The organism is Microbacterium sp. (genome assembly GCF_031178525.1).
Classification (GTDB): domain Bacteria; phylum Actinomycetota; class Actinomycetes; order Actinomycetales; family Microbacteriaceae; genus Microbacterium.
Window position 1 is genome coordinate 1 of record NZ_JAPSJA010000002.1, and the last position, 14,283, is coordinate 14,283.

17 protein-coding genes are annotated in these 14,283 nt (G+C 71.9%); 14 read left to right on the plus strand and 3 right to left on the minus strand.

Going from position 1 to position 14,283, the window contains the following annotated elements:
• Nucleotides 1–14: 14 nt before the first annotated feature.
• The 3 genes from rplM to glmM are packed head-to-tail and all read left to right on the plus strand — an operon-like array spanning nucleotide 15 to nucleotide 2,324.
• Complete coding sequence (rplM, locus tag RIF89_RS00305; protein ID WP_309067191.1) at nucleotides 15–461, plus strand: 50S ribosomal protein L13; 447 nt, start codon at nucleotides 15–17, stop codon at nucleotides 459–461.
• A 23-nt stretch (nucleotides 462–484) separates the two neighbouring features.
• Nucleotides 485–952 (plus strand): 30S ribosomal protein S9, encoded by a 468-nt coding sequence (gene rpsI / locus RIF89_RS00310; RefSeq protein WP_203136292.1) that lies wholly within the window; start codon nucleotides 485–487, stop codon nucleotides 950–952.
• Nucleotides 953–968: 16 nt separating this feature from the next.
• Complete coding sequence (glmM, locus tag RIF89_RS00315; RefSeq protein WP_309067192.1) at nucleotides 969–2,324, plus strand: phosphoglucosamine mutase; 1,356 nt, start codon at nucleotides 969–971, stop codon at nucleotides 2,322–2,324.
• Nucleotides 2,325–2,402: 78 nt separating this feature from the next.
• Here the strand turns inward: glmM and RIF89_RS00320 are convergent, their stop codons facing one another.
• Nucleotides 2,403–3,335, minus strand: a complete 933-nt coding sequence (locus RIF89_RS00320) for a Ppx/GppA family phosphatase (protein WP_309067193.1) — start codon at nucleotides 3,333–3,335, stop codon at nucleotides 2,403–2,405.
• Between the two features lie 119 nt (nucleotides 3,336–3,454).
• On the opposite strand from RIF89_RS00320, the gene coaA reads away from it, so the two are divergent.
• Entirely contained in the window at nucleotides 3,455–4,402 is a 948-nt protein-coding gene (coaA, locus tag RIF89_RS00325) for a type I pantothenate kinase (protein WP_309067194.1), read from the plus strand.
• A 24-nt stretch (nucleotides 4,403–4,426) separates the two neighbouring features.
• On the opposite strand, the gene RIF89_RS00330 is transcribed toward coaA, so the two are convergent.
• Nucleotides 4,427–4,666: a DUF3072 domain-containing protein gene (locus RIF89_RS00330; protein WP_309067195.1), complete on the minus strand. Its 240-nt coding sequence runs from the start codon at nucleotides 4,664–4,666 to the stop codon at nucleotides 4,427–4,429.
• A gap of 137 nt (nucleotides 4,667–4,803) precedes the next feature.
• Here RIF89_RS00330 and glmS point away from each other — a divergent pair, with 137 nt between their 5' ends.
• From glmS to RIF89_RS00370, 8 genes are all read left to right on the plus strand, one after another.
• A complete protein-coding gene (gene glmS / locus RIF89_RS00335) occupies nucleotides 4,804–6,657 on the plus strand; it encodes a glutamine--fructose-6-phosphate transaminase (isomerizing) (protein WP_309067196.1) in 1,854 nt (617 codons plus the stop codon).
• Between the two features lie 8 nt (nucleotides 6,658–6,665).
• Nucleotides 6,666–7,115, plus strand: a complete 450-nt coding sequence (locus RIF89_RS00340) for a holo-ACP synthase (RefSeq protein WP_309067197.1) — start codon at nucleotides 6,666–6,668, stop codon at nucleotides 7,113–7,115.
• A gap of 5 nt (nucleotides 7,116–7,120) precedes the next feature.
• The gene (alr, locus tag RIF89_RS00345; protein ID WP_309067233.1) at nucleotides 7,121–8,206 is read left to right on the plus strand and encodes an alanine racemase; all 1,086 of its coding nucleotides are present in this window, start codon (nucleotides 7,121–7,123) and stop codon (nucleotides 8,204–8,206) included.
• 47 nt (nucleotides 8,207–8,253) lie between these two features.
• Nucleotides 8,254–8,694: a tRNA (adenosine(37)-N6)-threonylcarbamoyltransferase complex ATPase subunit type 1 TsaE gene (gene tsaE / locus RIF89_RS00350; RefSeq protein WP_309067234.1), complete on the plus strand. Its 441-nt coding sequence runs from the start codon at nucleotides 8,254–8,256 to the stop codon at nucleotides 8,692–8,694.
• Nucleotides 8,695–8,781: 87 nt separating this feature from the next.
• The gene (gene tsaB, locus RIF89_RS00355; RefSeq protein WP_309067198.1) at nucleotides 8,782–9,420 is read left to right on the plus strand and encodes a tRNA (adenosine(37)-N6)-threonylcarbamoyltransferase complex dimerization subunit type 1 TsaB; all 639 of its coding nucleotides are present in this window, start codon (nucleotides 8,782–8,784) and stop codon (nucleotides 9,418–9,420) included.
• A complete protein-coding gene (gene rimI, locus RIF89_RS00360; RefSeq protein ID WP_309067199.1) occupies nucleotides 9,417–9,911 on the plus strand; it encodes a ribosomal protein S18-alanine N-acetyltransferase in 495 nt (164 codons plus the stop codon). The genes tsaB and rimI overlap by 4 nt, the downstream gene beginning before the upstream one ends.
• Nucleotides 9,908–11,014 carry a tRNA (adenosine(37)-N6)-threonylcarbamoyltransferase complex transferase subunit TsaD gene (gene tsaD / locus RIF89_RS00365; protein WP_309067200.1) on the plus strand — a complete coding sequence of 369 codons (1,107 nt, stop codon included), beginning with the start codon at nucleotides 9,908–9,910 and terminating at the stop codon, nucleotides 11,012–11,014. The genes rimI and tsaD overlap by 4 nt, the downstream gene beginning before the upstream one ends.
• Entirely contained in the window at nucleotides 11,011–11,382 is a 372-nt protein-coding gene (locus tag RIF89_RS00370; RefSeq protein WP_309067201.1) for a hypothetical protein, read from the plus strand. Before tsaD ends, RIF89_RS00370 begins: the two co-directional genes overlap by 4 nt.
• 21 nt (nucleotides 11,383–11,403) lie before the next feature.
• Here RIF89_RS00370 and RIF89_RS00375 read toward each other — a convergent pair whose 3' ends face one another.
• A complete protein-coding gene (locus tag RIF89_RS00375) occupies nucleotides 11,404–12,633 on the minus strand; it encodes a class I SAM-dependent methyltransferase (RefSeq protein WP_309067202.1) in 1,230 nt (409 codons plus the stop codon).
• Nucleotides 12,634–12,770: 137 nt separating this feature from the next.
• Here RIF89_RS00375 and groES point away from each other — a divergent pair, with 137 nt between their 5' ends.
• On the plus strand, nucleotides 12,771–13,067 hold the full coding sequence (gene groES / locus RIF89_RS00380) for a co-chaperone GroES (protein ID WP_017203655.1): 297 nt from the start codon (nucleotides 12,771–12,773) through the stop codon (nucleotides 13,065–13,067).
• 126 nt (nucleotides 13,068–13,193) lie between these two features.
• The gene (rarD, locus tag RIF89_RS00385; RefSeq protein ID WP_309067203.1) at nucleotides 13,194–14,138 is read left to right on the plus strand and encodes an EamA family transporter RarD; all 945 of its coding nucleotides are present in this window, start codon (nucleotides 13,194–13,196) and stop codon (nucleotides 14,136–14,138) included.
• Nucleotides 14,139–14,283: the final 145 nt, after the last annotated feature.

A 14,283-nucleotide genomic window follows, 5' to 3' on the forward strand; every position in this document is an offset into this window, starting at 1 on the left:
AAAGCAGCACTACTGTGACGCGCACTTACACCCCGAAGGCCGGTGAGGCTCAGCGCGAGTGGCTCGTGATCGACGCCACCGACGTCGTCCTCGGCCGCCTCGCCTCGCACGCCGCCGCGCTCCTGCGCGGCAAGCACAAGGCGACCTTCGCCCCCCACATGGACATGGGCGACTTCGTCATCATCGTGAACGCCGACAAGGTGGCGCTCACGGGCCAGAAGCTCGAGCAGAAGAAGGCCTACCGTCACTCGGGCTACCCGGGCGGCCTCAAGGCCGTCTCGTACTCCGAGCTGCTCGAGAAGAACCCCGTCCGCGCCGTCGAGAAGGCCATCCGCGGCATGCTCCCCAAGAACTCGCTGGGTCGCCAGCAGCTGGCGAAGCTGAAGGTGTACACGGGCGCCGAGCACCCGCACGCCGCGCAGCAGCCCAAGACCTTCACCCTCGACCAGGTCGCCCAGTAAGCGCCGGCATCCAAGGATTCAACGTGACTGACATCGACACCCAGAACTACTCCACGGAGACGCCGGCCACCGAGGCCGTCGACGCTCCCCGTCCCGTCCTCAACGTCTCCGGCGCCGCCGTCGGTCGTCGCAAGCAGGCCATCGCCCGCGTGCGCGTCGTCCCCGGCTCGGGCACCATCACGGTCAACGGCCGCACGCTCGAGGACTACTTCCCGAACAAGCTGCACCAGCAGCTGATCAACGACCCGTTCACGGTGCTCAGCCTCGGCGGCGCCTACGACGTGATCGCCCGCATCTCGGGCGGCGGCCCCTCGGGCCAGGCCGGCGCGCTGCGCCTCGCCATCGCCCGTGCGCTGAACGAGATCGACCGTGAGAACAACCGCCCGACCCTCAAGAAGGCCGGCTTCCTCACGCGCGACGCGCGCGTCATCGAGCGCAAGAAGGCCGGTCTGAAGAAGGCCCGCAAGGCCTCGCAGTTCTCGAAGCGCTAAGGCGCACGAGGCTTCTATGCCGCTCTTCGGCACAGACGGTGTGCGAGGACTCGCCAATGGCGTCCTCACCGCCGACCTGGCACTGTCCCTGGCCCAGGCGACCGCGGTCGTCCTGGGCCAGGGCCGTTCGGCCGAGGCCCGCCGGGCCGCCGGTCGCCGCGCGGAGGTCGTGATCGGCCGCGACCCGCGCATCTCCGGTCAGTTCCTGTCCGCTGCGGTGTCGGCGGGGCTGGCCGCATCGGGCATCGACGTCTACGACGCCGGTGTGGTCCCGACCCCGGGCCTGGCGTTCCTCGTCGCCGACCGCGACGCCGACTTCGGCGTCATGGTGTCGGCCTCGCACAATCCTGCTCCCGACAACGGCATCAAGATCTTCGCCGCCGGCGGCGTCAAGCTCCCCGATGAGGTCGAGCGACGCATCGAGGCGGCCATCGACGGACCCAAGCTCCTTCCCACGGGCGGCGCCGTGGGGCGCATCCGCGTCTTCGCCGACGCCGAGGACCGCTACGTCCTGCACCTGCTGCAGTCGCTGCCGAACCGGCTCGAGGGCCTCCACGTCGTGCTCGACTGCGCGCACGGCGCCGCTGCGGGCGTCTCGCCCGAGACGTTCCGCGACGCGGGCGCCGAGGTCACCGTCATCGGCGCCGACCCGGACGGCATCAACATCAACGACGGCGTGGGTTCGACGCACCTCGACAAGCTGGCCGAGGCCGTCGTCGCCGCGGGGGCCGACGTCGGCATCGCGCACGACGGGGACGCGGATCGCTGCCTCGCGGTGGATGCGCAGGGTCGCGTCGTCGACGGCGACCAGATCATGGCGATCCTGGCTGCGTCGATGCACGAGCGCGGCGTGCTGAAGGACGACACGCTCGTCGCGACGGTCATGAGCAACCTCGGGCTTCACGTCGCCATGCGCGAGCGCGGGATCACCGTGCTGCAGACCGCGGTCGGCGACCGCTACGTGCTGGAGGCGATGAACCAGGGCGGCTACTCGCTCGGCGGCGAGCAGTCCGGCCACGTCATCATGAGCGAGTTCGCCACGACCGGCGACGGCCTGCTCACGGGACTGCACCTGGTCGCCGAGATGGCCCGCACCGGCAAGACCCTCGCGGAGCTCGCGTCGATCATGACGGTCTACCCGCAGGTCATGATCAACGTGAAGGACGTGGACCGCACGCGCGTGTCCGACGAGGTCGTGCAGAGCGCGGTGCGCGACGTCGAGGCCGAGCTGGGCGACACGGGGCGCGTGCTGCTGCGCGCTTCCGGCACCGAGCAGCTCGTCCGCGTCATGGTCGAGGCCGCCGACGACGCCTCGGCTCATCGCTACGCGGAACGGCTCGCGGACGTGGTGCGGGAGCGCCTCGGGCTGTAGCGCCGGCGGTCTCCCCGCTGTGGGTCGGACGAGCGAAGCTCGCCGCGGTCGTCGCGCAGCCAGCAGGGATACGGGGCGTCAGGCCCAGCCGAGCTCTTCGATGTAGCGCAGCATGACGCCTTCGCGCAGAGCCCACGGCGAGAGCTCGAGCTCGTTCACGCCGAAGGCTTTCATGGCCTCGTGCAGGACGACGGCTCCCGCGGTGATCTGCACGGTGCGCTCGGGAGTGATGCCGGGCAGCTCCTTGCGGACGGCGGCCGGGATCCGCGCCAGGCGCGGGATCCACTGACCGAGCGCCTGTCGCGGCAGCACCATCCGTTGGATGCCCGACCAGCCGGGGCGCGGATATCCCGCCAGCTTCGCGAGTGACCGGATGGTCTTGGATGAGCCGACGACGTGATCCGGCTTCGCCATGCCCTTCAGGCCCTTCGCGACCGGAGCCAGCGTCTCCGCCGCGTGCGCGCGCAGCCTGGCGACCGCCTTCTCGCCCGGCGGGTCGTCCATCAGGTAGGCGAGCGTCATCCGGCCCGCTCCGAGCGCCACCGACTCGGCGAAGTCTGGCAGATCCTCGTCGCCCGCGGCGATCTCGAGCGAGCCGCCGCCGATGTCGAACAGCAGGATGCGGCCGGCCGACCATCCGAACCAGCGCCGCACCGCGAGGAACGTGAAGCGCGCCTCGGTCTCGCCGCCCAGCACCTGCAGCGGCTGTCCGAGCGCCTCCTCCAGCCGTGCGATGACCTCGGCGCCGTTCGCGGCCTCGCGCACGGCCGACGTGGCGGTCGGCAGCAGTTCGGCGACGTTCTCGCTCGCGGCGAGATCGCGGGCGAGCGCGACGGCGTCGACGAGGGCCGCGATGCCCTCCTCGGTGATGGCGCCGGCGGGCGTGAGGTAGCGCATCAGCCGCAGCACGTTGCGGTGGCTCGACGAGGCGAGAGGCCGGCCGCCCGGATGAGCGTCGGCCACCAGCAGGTGCACGGTGTTCGAGCCGATGTCGAGGACTCCGAGGCGCATGCGGTTCAGGGTATCCGGGCGGCAGACCCGTCTCGGACGGCGCGTTCGGCCGCTGGTTCGCCCGCTCAGCGAGCATCGACGGACAAGGGCCGGATTCGGCGGCCGATACGATGATGCGGATGAGCGCTGCATCCTTCGTCCCGGCCCCGCTCTCGCTGTACGGCGAGATCGCGCGTGACGACTGGTCGCGCCTCGCGGCGGGCATGGATCAGCCGCTCACCGAGGCCGAGGTCGTGCAGCTGCGCGGCATCGGCGACCGTCTCGACCTGAGAGAGGTGCGCGAGGTCTACCTCCCGCTCAGCCGGCTGCTGTCGATCTACGCCAAGACCACGCGGCGCCTCGGCAGCGAGGTCAGCGGGTTCCTGGGGCGCGAGGACTCGACGACGCCCTTCGTCGTCGGCGTCGCCGGGTCCGTCGCGGTCGGCAAGTCGACGATCGCGCGCCTGCTGCGCGAGCTGATGAGCCGCTGGTCGGACACGCCGCGCGTCGAGCTGGTGACGACGGACGGCTTCCTCTACCCCAACGCCGAGCTCGAGCGGCGCGGCCTGATGGGGCGCAAGGGCTTCCCAGAGTCGTACGACCGGCGGGCGCTCGTCGAGTTCGTCACCAAGGTGAAGAGCGGCGCCGAGGAGGTGCGCGCGCCCTTCTACTCGCACATGAAGTACGACATCATGCCCGACGCGCACGTGGTTGTGCGGCGTCCCGACGTGGTGATCGTCGAAGGGCTCAACGTGCTGCAGCCGCCGCCCGCGCCGAACGACGTCGCGGTGAGCGATCTGTTCGACTTCACGATCTACGTCGATGCCGACGCCGGGCACATCGAGCAGTGGTTCATCGACCGGTTCAAGGCCCTGCGCGCCGCGGCGTTCTCCAACCCGGCCTCGCACTTCAACGTCTTCGCGCACCTCACCGACGCGGAGGCGATCGAGACCGCCCGCGGATACTGGAACGACATCAACCTGCCGAACCTCGTCGAGAACGTGCTGCCGACCAAGCACCGCGCGTCGCTCATCCTCGGCAAGGGCGCGGATCACTCCGTCGACTCGGTCCTGCTGCGCAAGCTGTAGCGACCCCGCGAGCCGCCGGGACGGTCAGTCCGTGGAGCGTCCCGTCTTGTCCTGCAGGCGCTCGATGTGCTCCGAGGCCTCCGCCTTCGTGAGATCTGCGGGGATCTCCTCGCCCGCCTCGCGCGCCAGCGTGTCGATGTAGCTGCGCTGAGGCGCCGTCATGGGCTCGTCGCCCGTGACCCACGTCGACGGGTCCTTCGCCGCGGGGTCCGCGCCGGGCTCCGTCGCACCAAGGATCTCCGGGTTCTCGTTCGCATCCGTCATGCCCTCGATCCAACCCCCGTCTCGGGCCCGCGCAAAGGGGGTTGACGCGCGCATGCCCTCGCCGCCCCGCCGCGTCGCGGCGCACGCCACGTGGCGTGCGCCGCGTTCTCACGGCTGGCGACTCTAGGATCGACGCTATGTGCGGAATCGTTGGTTACGTCGGCCCTCGGGACAGCCAGGACATCCTGATCGCAGGGCTCGCGCGGCTGGAGTATCGCGGCTATGACTCCGCCGGCATCGCGGTCATCGACCGCGACGGTTCGCTGCATGCGGCGAAGAAGGCCGGCAAGCTCGCGATGCTGCGCGACGAGCTCGCGGCGAGCCCGATCGCAGCGGGCACGACGGGCATCGGCCACACCCGCTGGGCGACGCACGGCGGCCCCACCGACGTCAACGCGCACCCGCACCTCGCCGACGACGACAAGCTCGCCGTCATCCACAACGGCATCATCGAGAACTTCTCCGAGCTGAAGGCCGAGCTCATCGCGGAGGGCTACAGCTTCCGCAGCGAGACCGATACCGAGGTCTCGGCCGTGCTGCTGGGCCGCGAGTACAGCAGGCACGACGGCGACCTCGCCGCGGCGTTCCGCGCCGTCGTGAACCGCCTCGAGGGCGCGTTCACGCTGCTCGTGATGCATCAGGACCACCCGGGCCTCGTGCTCGGCGCCCGCCGCAACTCGCCGCTGGTGATCGGCCTCGGAGAGGGCGAGAACTTCCTCGGCTCGGATGTCGCCGCGTTCGTCGAGCACACCCGCAACGCGCTCGCGATCGGTCAGGACCAGATCGCCGCCATCACGCCGGAGGGCGTCGAGGTGACCGACTTCGCGGGCAACACCGTCGACGCCGAGCCCTTCGAGGTGAAGTGGGACGCGACGGCCGCGGAGAAGGGCGGCTGGCCGAGCTTCATGGCGAAGGAGATCTCGGAGGAGCCCGAGGCGGTCGCCAACACGATCCTCGGGCGCGTGCACGACGGTCAGGTCGTGATCCCCGAGCTCGACGGCATGGACGAGCTGTTCGCGGGCATCTCGCGCATCGTCATCGTCGGTGCCGGCACGGCCGCTTACTCGGCGCTCGTCGGCAAGTACGCGATCGAGCAGTGGGCGCGCATCCCGGTCGACGTCGAGCTCGCGCACGAGTTCCGCTACCGGGATCCGCTTGTCGGCCCCGACGTGCTCGTGATCTCGATCAGCCAGTCGGGCGAGACCATGGACACGCTCATGGCCGTCAAGGAGGCGAACCGCCTCGGCGCCAAGACGCTGTCGATCTGCAACACGCAGGGCGCGACCATCCCCCGCGAGTCGGACGCGGTCGTGTACCTGCACGCCGGCCCGGAGGTCGCCGTCGCGTCGACCAAGGCGTTCGTCGCGCAGATCACCGGCCTGTACCTGTTCGCGCTGCACGTCGGCCGCATCCGCGGCACGGTGCCCGCCGAGGTCCAGTCCGACGCGATCCAGGAGTTCGCGGACCTGCCCGACAAGATCCGGTGGATCCTCGAGAACGAGCAGGAGCGGATCGAGCAGCTCGCGCACTGGATGGCCGACACGCGTTCGGTGCTGTTCCTCGGTCGTCACGTGGGCTACCCGATCGCGCTCGAGGGCGCGCTCAAGCTCAAGGAGATCTCGTACATCCACGCCGAGGGCTTCGCCGCGGGCGAGCTCAAGCACGGGCCGATCGCGCTGGTCGAGCCCGGCCTTCCGGTCTTCGTCGTGGTGCCGTCCCCCAGCGGCGCGCCCACGCTGCACGCGAAGGTCGTCTCGAACATCCAGGAGATCCGCGCGCGCGGTGCCCGCGTGATCGCGATCGCCGAGGCCGGCGATGCGGCCGTCCTGCCCTACGCCGACGAGGTGCTGCGCATCCCGCTCGCGGGCCCGCTGTTCGAGCCGATCCTCGCCGTCGTTCCGCTGCACATCTTCGCGATGGGCCTTGCCAACGCCAAGGGCCTCGACGTCGATCAGCCGCGCAACCTCGCCAAGTCGGTCACGGTCGAGTAGGCCGGCTCGTGATCGTCGGCATCGGGGTCGACCTGGTCGACATCCCGCGCTTCGAGCGCAGCATCGAGCGCACGCCCCGGCTGCTCGAGCGGCTGTTCACCCCTCACGAGCGCGAGCTTCCGCTGCGCTCGCTCGCGGCGCGCTACGCCGCGAAGGAGGCGCTCATCAAGGCGCTGGGCGGCTCGGACGGCCTGCACTGGGACGAGATCGAGATCGCCCGCGTGGGCGAGAGCGTGCCGCCGCGGTTCACGCTGTCCGGATCGACGGCCGAGGTCGTCGCCGCGCGCGGCATCACGGCGCTGCATCTGTCGCTGTCGCACGATGCGGGCCTGGCCATCGCGTACGTCACGGCGGAATCCGCCGGCGGACCCGAGGACCTCGACTCCTCCCGCGCCGCACTGCCCGACATCGAGCAGCTCGAGGTGCCGGAGCCCGAGGACCCGGAGGAACCGCGGTGACGGGCATGCGCGAGGCCCGCATCGACCTCGCCGCGATCGAGCACAACGTCCGCACGCTGCGGGAGCTGACCGGCACGCGCGAGTTCATCGCCGTCATCAAGGCCGACGGCTACGGTCACGGCGCTGTCGCCGTTGCGCGCGCGGCGCTCGCCGGGGGAGCGACCCGCCTCGGGGTCGCCGACATCCGCGAGGCGCTCGCCCTGCGCGACGCGGGCATCGACGCACCGGTGATGGCGTGGCTGCACGCGCCCGACGAGACGTTCGCCGAGGCCGTCGCGCGCGACATCCAGCTCGGCGTCTCGAGCCTGGATCAGCTGAACGCGGCCGCCACGGCCGGCGGTGCCGTCGTGCATCTCAAACTGGAGACGGGGCTCAGCCGCAACGGCCTGTCGCCCCAGGACTGGACGACCGTGTTCGCCGAGGCCGCACGTCTCGAGCGCGACGGGCTCGTGCGCGTGGACGGCGTCTTCAGCCATCTGTCGAACACGTCCGAAGAGGAAGACCTCGTGCAGCTGCGCCGCTTCGAGGTCGGCGTCGCCGCGGCCGAGGCCGCGGGTCTGCGCCCCTCGCTGCGTCACCTCGCGGCGACCGCCGCCGCGATCGCCCTGCCTCAGACCCGGTTGGACGCCGTCCGCATCGGCATCGGCCTGTACGGGCTGTCGCCGTTCGAGGGCAGGACGTCGGCCGAGCTGGGCCTGCGCCCCGCCATGACCCTGCGTGCCCGGGTCGCGGCGGTGCGCCGGGTGCCAGACGGGCAGGGCGTGTCTTACGGCTACGCGCATCGCGCACACGGCGAGACGACGCTCGCGCTCGTGCCCCTCGGCTACGGCGACGGCGTGCCTCGTCAGGCATCCGGGACGGGGCCCGTCGTGATCGGCGGGCGGCGCTTCCGCGCGGCGGGCCGGATCGCGATGGACCAGTTCGTCGTCGACGTCGGAGACCATCCGGTGTCGGTCGGCGACGAGGTCATCCTGTTCGGCGATCCCGCATCCGGTGCTCCCTCCGTCGACGAGTGGGCGGAGGCGGCCGGCACGATCAACTACCAGATCGTGACGGGCATCGGCGCACGCGTGACCCGGGTGTCCGAGTGATCGCGGACGAGCTGCTCGGCCGGTTCGAGGTCGCGACGGCGGCCGACATGGAGGCGCTGGGCGAGCGGATCGGATCGGGTCTGGTGGCCGGCGACCTGATCGTGCTCACGGGGCCGCTCGGGGCGGGGAAGACCACGCTCACGCGAGGCATCGCGTCGGGGCTCGGCGTGCGCGGCCCGGTGCAGAGCCCCACGTTCGTGATCGCGCGCACGCACCCGTCGCTGGTCGGCGGAGCGCCGCTGGTGCACGCGGACGCGTACCGCCTGGACTCCGCGCTCGAGCTCGACGACCTCGACGTCGACGTGGACGGCTCCGCCACGATCGTGGAATGGGGCCGCGGCAAGGTCGACGGTCTGCGCGACGCGTGGTGGGACATCGAGATCGAGCGCCCCTCCGGGATGAGCGAGGACGGCGCCGCTGCCTCGCCGGAGGACCTCGACCTCGACGCCCCCCGCGTGGTGACGATCGCCAAGGTCACCGCGCCCTGAGCGCCTTGCTCCCCGAGCGAGCGCGACGACTCGACGGGAAGGGCGGCGTCGGGGCTGTCCCCCAGGAGGCGCGGATACCCTGATCCGGTGATCCTCGCCATCGACACCTCGATCGGGTCGACCGTTGCCGTCGTCGAGCCGCACGGCGACGTGCGCGCGGTGGCGGAGAGTGCGCACACGCTCGGGCACGCCGAGATCATCGGCACGCTGCTCGAGCGCGTGCTCGGCGAGGCCGGCGACCACATCACGCACGTCGCGGCGGGTATGGGTCCCGGCGCGTTCACCGGCCTGCGCATCGGCATCGCCGCCGCGCGGGCGTTCGCACTCGGCCGGGGGCTCGCGGTCATCCCCGTCCCCAGCCACGATGCGGCAGCGCTCGCGCACCTCGACGCGGGCGCGTCCGGACCCTTCGCCGTCGTGACCGACGCGCGCCGCCGCGAGAACGCCGTGACGGTGTACGACGGCGCGGACGGGAACGGCCTCCCGCGGCGCCTCGCCGGGCCCGAGCTGCGCCCCCAGACGGCCGACCTGGCGGGGGACCCGCTGACATCCGGTGCCGAGATCGTGCGGGCCGAGCGCATCCACGCGGGCGACGTCGGACGTGTCGCCGCCCTGATGCTGGCGTCAGGATGGCGGCCGACGGGGGAGCTCGCCGAGACCGAGCCGCTGTACCTGCGCTCGCCGGATGTCACGGTCGGGCACGCCCCGAAGCGGGTGAGCACATGATCCGCCACGCGACCCTCGACGACCTCGCTGAGATCATGGCGCTCGAGCGCGCCTCGTTCCCGACCGACGCATGGTCGGAGCCCATGATGCGCGAGGAGCTCGCGGCCGCGCACAACCGCTACGTCGTCGACGAGCTCGCCGGCCGCATCGTCGGCTATGCGGGCCTGCGTGCGCTGCCAGGATCGCGCGATGCCGACGTGCAGACGATCGCGGTCGCCGCGTCGTCCCGCGGCCGCGGCCGCGGCCGCGCGCTGCTCCACGCGCTGCTCGAGGAGGCGGCCTCCCGCCGCGTGCGCGAGGTGTTCCTCGACGTGCGCGCGGACAACCCCGTCGCTCAGGCGCTGTACGCGTCCGAGGGCTTCTCCGAGCTGGGCCGGCGCCCGCGCTACTACCAGCCCGACGATGTCGACGCCGTCGTGATGCGCCTCGACCTCGACGCGTGGGCCGGCGCCCGCACACCAGACCCCGCCGACGCAGGAGCCTGCACATGATCGTCCTCGGGATCGAGACCAGCTGCGACGAGACCGGCATCGGGATCGTGCGCGGCCGCACGGCCGCGGGCGAGCGCAACGTGCTGCTCAGCAACACCATCGCCAGCAGCATGGACGAGCACGCCCGCTACGGCGGTGTCGTGCCGGAGGTCGCCGCACGCGCCCACCTCGAGGCGCTGCAGCCCGCGATCGAGCGCGCGGTCGCCGAGGCCGGGATCACGCTGCAGGAGGTCGACGCCGTCGCCGTCACCAGCGGCCCGGGGCTCGCCGGCGCCCTGATGGTCGGCATCGGGGCGGCGAAGGCGCTCGCGGTCTCGCTCGGCAAGCCGCTGTACGCCGTCAACCACCTCGTCGGCCATATCGCGGCGGACATCCTGGATGCCGACGCGCCGCCCCTCGAGTACCCCACCGTCGCGCTGCTCGTCTCGGGCGGGCACACGTCGCTGCTGCTCGTGCGCGACCTGACGGGCGATGTCGAGCTGCTCGGCGAGACCATGGACGACGCCGCAGGCGAGGCCTTCGACAAGGTCGCGCGCATCCTGGGACTGCCCTATCCGGGCGGACCCGAGATCGACCGCGCGGCGGCCGACGGCGACCCGGATGCGATCCGCTTCCCGCGCGGACTGTCGCGCGCGAGCGACATGGCCAAGCACCGCTACGACTTCTCGTTCTCGGGGCTGAAGACCGCCGTGGCGAGGTGGATCGAGCAGCGCGAGCCGGCGGGCGAGCCCGTGCCCGTCGCGGATGTCGCGGCGTCGTTCCGCGAGGCCGTGGTGGACGTGCTCGTCACCAAGGCGCTCGACGCCTGCGCGCAGCACGGTGTGCCGCGCCTGCTGCTCGGCGGCGGAGTGATCGCGAACCGGCGCCTGCGCGACGTGACGCTCGCCCGCGCGGAGGCCGCCGGTGTCACCGTGCGGATCCCGCCGCTGAGTCTGTGCACCGACAACGGCGCCATGATCGCCGCGCTCGCCGCGGAGCTGATCGCCGAGGGCCGCACGCCGTCGACGCTCGAGTTCGGAGCCGACTCCACCCTGCCCGTGACGCAGATCCAGGTCGCCGCCGCGTCGGAGGATGCGCTGAGCGTGCGAGGCGGGTCGAGATGACCGATCCCGCGGTGCTGCCCCCGGCGGAGGCCCACGCCCCGGCGCGGGCGGCGCGGCCCGCGCGCGTGATCGCCCGCGACGCGGGAGCGGTGTCCGTGCCCACGCCACGGGCGCGCCGCTCGCGGGGCCGGCTCGCGACCGCGGCGCTCGGCGTCGCGATGATCGCGCTGAGTGCCTCCTGGTTCAGCGCATGGGCGCTGCCGCTCGCGGCGCTGGCGATCCTCCTCGCACTCGTCGCGCTGATCTCCCGGCGGGCGCGACGCGACCTCGCATGGTGGGCTCTGGGCCTCGGTGCCGGCGCGGTGGCCTGCAGCCTGTTCTGGGTCGCGATGGGGCTGCGTGCGGCCGCGGAGGTCGCGGCGCGCTGACAGCGCACCGCGCCGGCGGCTTCACGCCCGCGGGACGCGGTCGGCGAGGACCGCCAGGCGCTTGCCGTTCGCGCGGGTGAGCAGCAGGGTCGCGGACTCGGGCCCCTTGAGCGCGAGCCGTCTGCGGAGCGCAGCCGGATCGACGTCGACGCCGCGCTTCTTGATCTCGAGCGTGCCGATGCCGCGGGCGCGCAGCGCCTTCGCCAGCGGCTTCGGGTCGGCGGGGAGCACCTCGCGCACGCGGAACGACGACACGAACGGGCTCGTCGTCGCGGCGTCGCCGGTCAGGTAGGCGATTCCCCGGGCGATCGGGCCCGCGTCGAGCGCGCGCGCCACGTCGCCGATCAACCGGGCGCGGATGACCGCACCCTCCGGCTCGTGTACGAACGCCCCCAGCGCGCGCTCCGGTTCGTCGGCGGTGTCGGCGGGCGCCGTGAGCTCGTGGGCCGCGTCGCCACGCAGCACGAGGGCGGAGCGCCCCACGTCCGGCCGCGCGAGCGATCCCGTCCAGACCACGAGCTCCAGGGTCGAGCCGTCCACGCTGATCCACTGGGTCTCGACCTGCCGACTGCTTCCGGCGTCGCCGATGGGCAGAGCCTCGCGGTCGTGACCGGGGCCGAGCTTGATGCCCGCGGGCATGCGGGCGGCCAGGTCGAACACCCAGTCGAGCGGCGGAGAGTAATCGGATGCCGCCACACGCGCGGTCTCGCGATGTCCGGCCGTGCGGCGGGCGGGGTCGAGCCAGACGGCGTCGACGTCGTCGAGAGCGACCTCCTGCGCCTGCCCCGCGCGCACCTCCACGGCCGGGCCGTCCGGCGAGCGGAAAGGGGCGAGGTTGTAAGCCGCGAGCGTGGCGGTCACCGGGTCCGCATCGACCGCGAGCACGCCGAGGCCGACCGCCGCGAAGGCGAGAGAGTCGCCGCCGATGCCGCACCCGAGATCCGCGACCCGGCCGATCCCGGCCGTCCGCATCCGGTGCGCGTGGTGGGCGGAGACGCTCATCCGCGTCGCCTGCTCGAGGCCCGCGCGCGTGAACAGCATGCGCGAGGCGAACTCGCCGAACTTCGGCACGGCGCGCGCGCGGAGGCTCGCCTGTCCGACGGCGGCCGACACGAGCTCGGGGGAGTGCCCCGCCGCACGCAGGCGCGAAACGGTGCGCGCCACATCGGCCGTCGACGCGACGGCGCCCAGCGACTCGAGCAGCTCGAGCCCCTCGCGGGTGAGCAGCGCGTCGAGCTCGGCCGAATCCATCCGACAAGCGTACGTGTCGAACTATTGGCACTCGCGTTGCATGAGTGCCAGAGAGCCTCCTACACTGCTGTTAGCACTCTCCGGGTGAGAGTGCGAAGAGTCTTCCCGTACGAAGCACACGAAAGAAGAGGTACACCGTGTCGGTTTCCATCAAGCCGCTCGAGGACCGCATCGTCATCAAGCAGGTCGAGGCCGAGCAGACCACCGCGAGTGGTCTCGTCATCCCCGACACCGCGAAGGAGAAGCCCCAGGAGGGCGAGGTCGTCGCGGTGGGCCCGGGTCGCATCGACGACAACGGCAACCGCGTTCCGCTCGACGTGGCCGTCGGCGACCGCGTGCTCTACAGCAAGTACGGCGGCACCGAGGTGAAGTTCGGCGCCGACGAGTTCCTCGTGCTCTCGGCGCGCGACGTGCTCGCCGTCGTGGTGCGCTGACGCGCTGCACTTCTCGAAAGGCCCGGATCCTCGGATCCGGGCCTTTCCGCATGCATGGCAGGAAACCCGCGATGGATGGCAGGTCACCGGGGCTGCGGGCGCTCGGCGCGGGCGTAGGCTGACTCGGTGACCCAGGCTCCCCCCATCCGCCCCGCCCAGGGAGAGGGCGCAGGAACCCTCTACGCGCTCGGCGCGTTCGTCCTGTGGGGCATCCTTCCGCTGTACTTCGTCGCGCTCGCCCCGACCGGGTCGTGGGAGGTCGTCGCGTGGCGCGTCGTGCTGTCGCTCGTGTTCTGCGCGATCCTGCTCACCGTGACACGCGGCTGGGGCCGGATGATCGCCATCCTGCGTCGCCCGCGTCTCGCCCTCCTGATGGGTCTGGCGGGCGTGCTCATCTACGGAAACTGGCAGGTCTTCGTCATCGCGGCGCAGAGCGACCAGGTGCTGGAGGCGAGCCTCGGCTACTTCATCAACCCGATCACGACCGTGCTGCTCGCCGTGCTCGTGCTGCACGAGCGGCTGCGCGTCCTGCAGTGGGTGGCGATCGGCGTCGCCGCCGTGGCCGTGATCGTGATCATCGTCGCGTACGGCGCCGTGCCCTGGTATGCGCTCATGCTGACGGCGACCTTCGGCGTCTACGGCCTCGTGAAGAAGCAGGTCGGCGGCACGGTCGACGCGACGAGCGGCCTCGCGCTCGAGACGCTGTGGCTCACGCCGCTTGCGATCGTGCAGCTGGCGATCGTCGGCGCGACGACCGGCATCACGCTCGGCACCGCCGGCCCGTTGCACACGATCCTGCTGCTCTCGGCGGGCGCGGTGACCGCGGTGCCGCTGCTGCTGTTCGCCGCCGGATCGAGCCGCGTGCCGCTCGCGACCATGGGCATGCTGCAGTTCGCCGGCCCCATCCTGCAGTTCATCGTGGGCGTCGCGATCCTGCACGAGCCGATGCCGGCCTCCCGGTGGATCGGGTTCGGCATCGTGTGGATCGCGTGCATCCTGTTCACCGTCGATCAGGTGCGCCACACGCGCCGATCGCGCGTCGCGCCCGTGCCGGTGAGCGTCGGGGTCTGACTCACGGGAACCGGATCGCGCAGGCGCAGAACGCGTCGTGCGGATCGCGCGGCCTCGGAGGCGCGCCGGCGCGAAGAACCCTCGCCGGATCGTGCCTGGGAAGTCAGGTTGCGATGCAGGATGCCCAGACCGGTAACGATTCGAT

What these genes read in the sequence shown, in the direction of transcription:
- glmM (WP_309067192.1), top strand. Translation starts at nt 969, where the DNA reads ATGCCGCTCTTCGGCACAGACGGTGTGCGAGGACTCGCCAATGGCGTC.
- RIF89_RS00320 (WP_309067193.1), bottom strand. Translation starts at nt 3,335, where the DNA reads ATGCGCCTCGGAGTCCTCGACATCGGCTCGAACACCGTGCACCTGCTG.
- coaA (WP_309067194.1), top strand. Translation starts at nt 3,455, where the DNA reads ATGAGCGCTGCATCCTTCGTCCCGGCCCCGCTCTCGCTGTACGGCGAG.
- RIF89_RS00330 (WP_309067195.1), bottom strand. Translation starts at nt 4,666, where the DNA reads ATGACGGATGCGAACGAGAACCCGGAGATCCTTGGTGCGACGGAGCCC.
- glmS (WP_309067196.1), top strand. Translation starts at nt 4,804, where the DNA reads ATGTGCGGAATCGTTGGTTACGTCGGCCCTCGGGACAGCCAGGACATC.
- alr (WP_309067233.1), top strand. Translation starts at nt 7,121, where the DNA reads ATGCGCGAGGCCCGCATCGACCTCGCCGCGATCGAGCACAACGTCCGC.
- tsaE (WP_309067234.1), top strand. Translation starts at nt 8,254, where the DNA reads ATGGAGGCGCTGGGCGAGCGGATCGGATCGGGTCTGGTGGCCGGCGAC.
- rimI (WP_309067199.1), top strand. Translation starts at nt 9,417, where the DNA reads ATGATCCGCCACGCGACCCTCGACGACCTCGCTGAGATCATGGCGCTC.
- tsaD (WP_309067200.1), top strand. Translation starts at nt 9,908, where the DNA reads ATGATCGTCCTCGGGATCGAGACCAGCTGCGACGAGACCGGCATCGGG.
- RIF89_RS00370 (WP_309067201.1), top strand. Translation starts at nt 11,011, where the DNA reads ATGACCGATCCCGCGGTGCTGCCCCCGGCGGAGGCCCACGCCCCGGCG.
- RIF89_RS00375 (WP_309067202.1), bottom strand. Translation starts at nt 12,633, where the DNA reads ATGGATTCGGCCGAGCTCGACGCGCTGCTCACCCGCGAGGGGCTCGAG.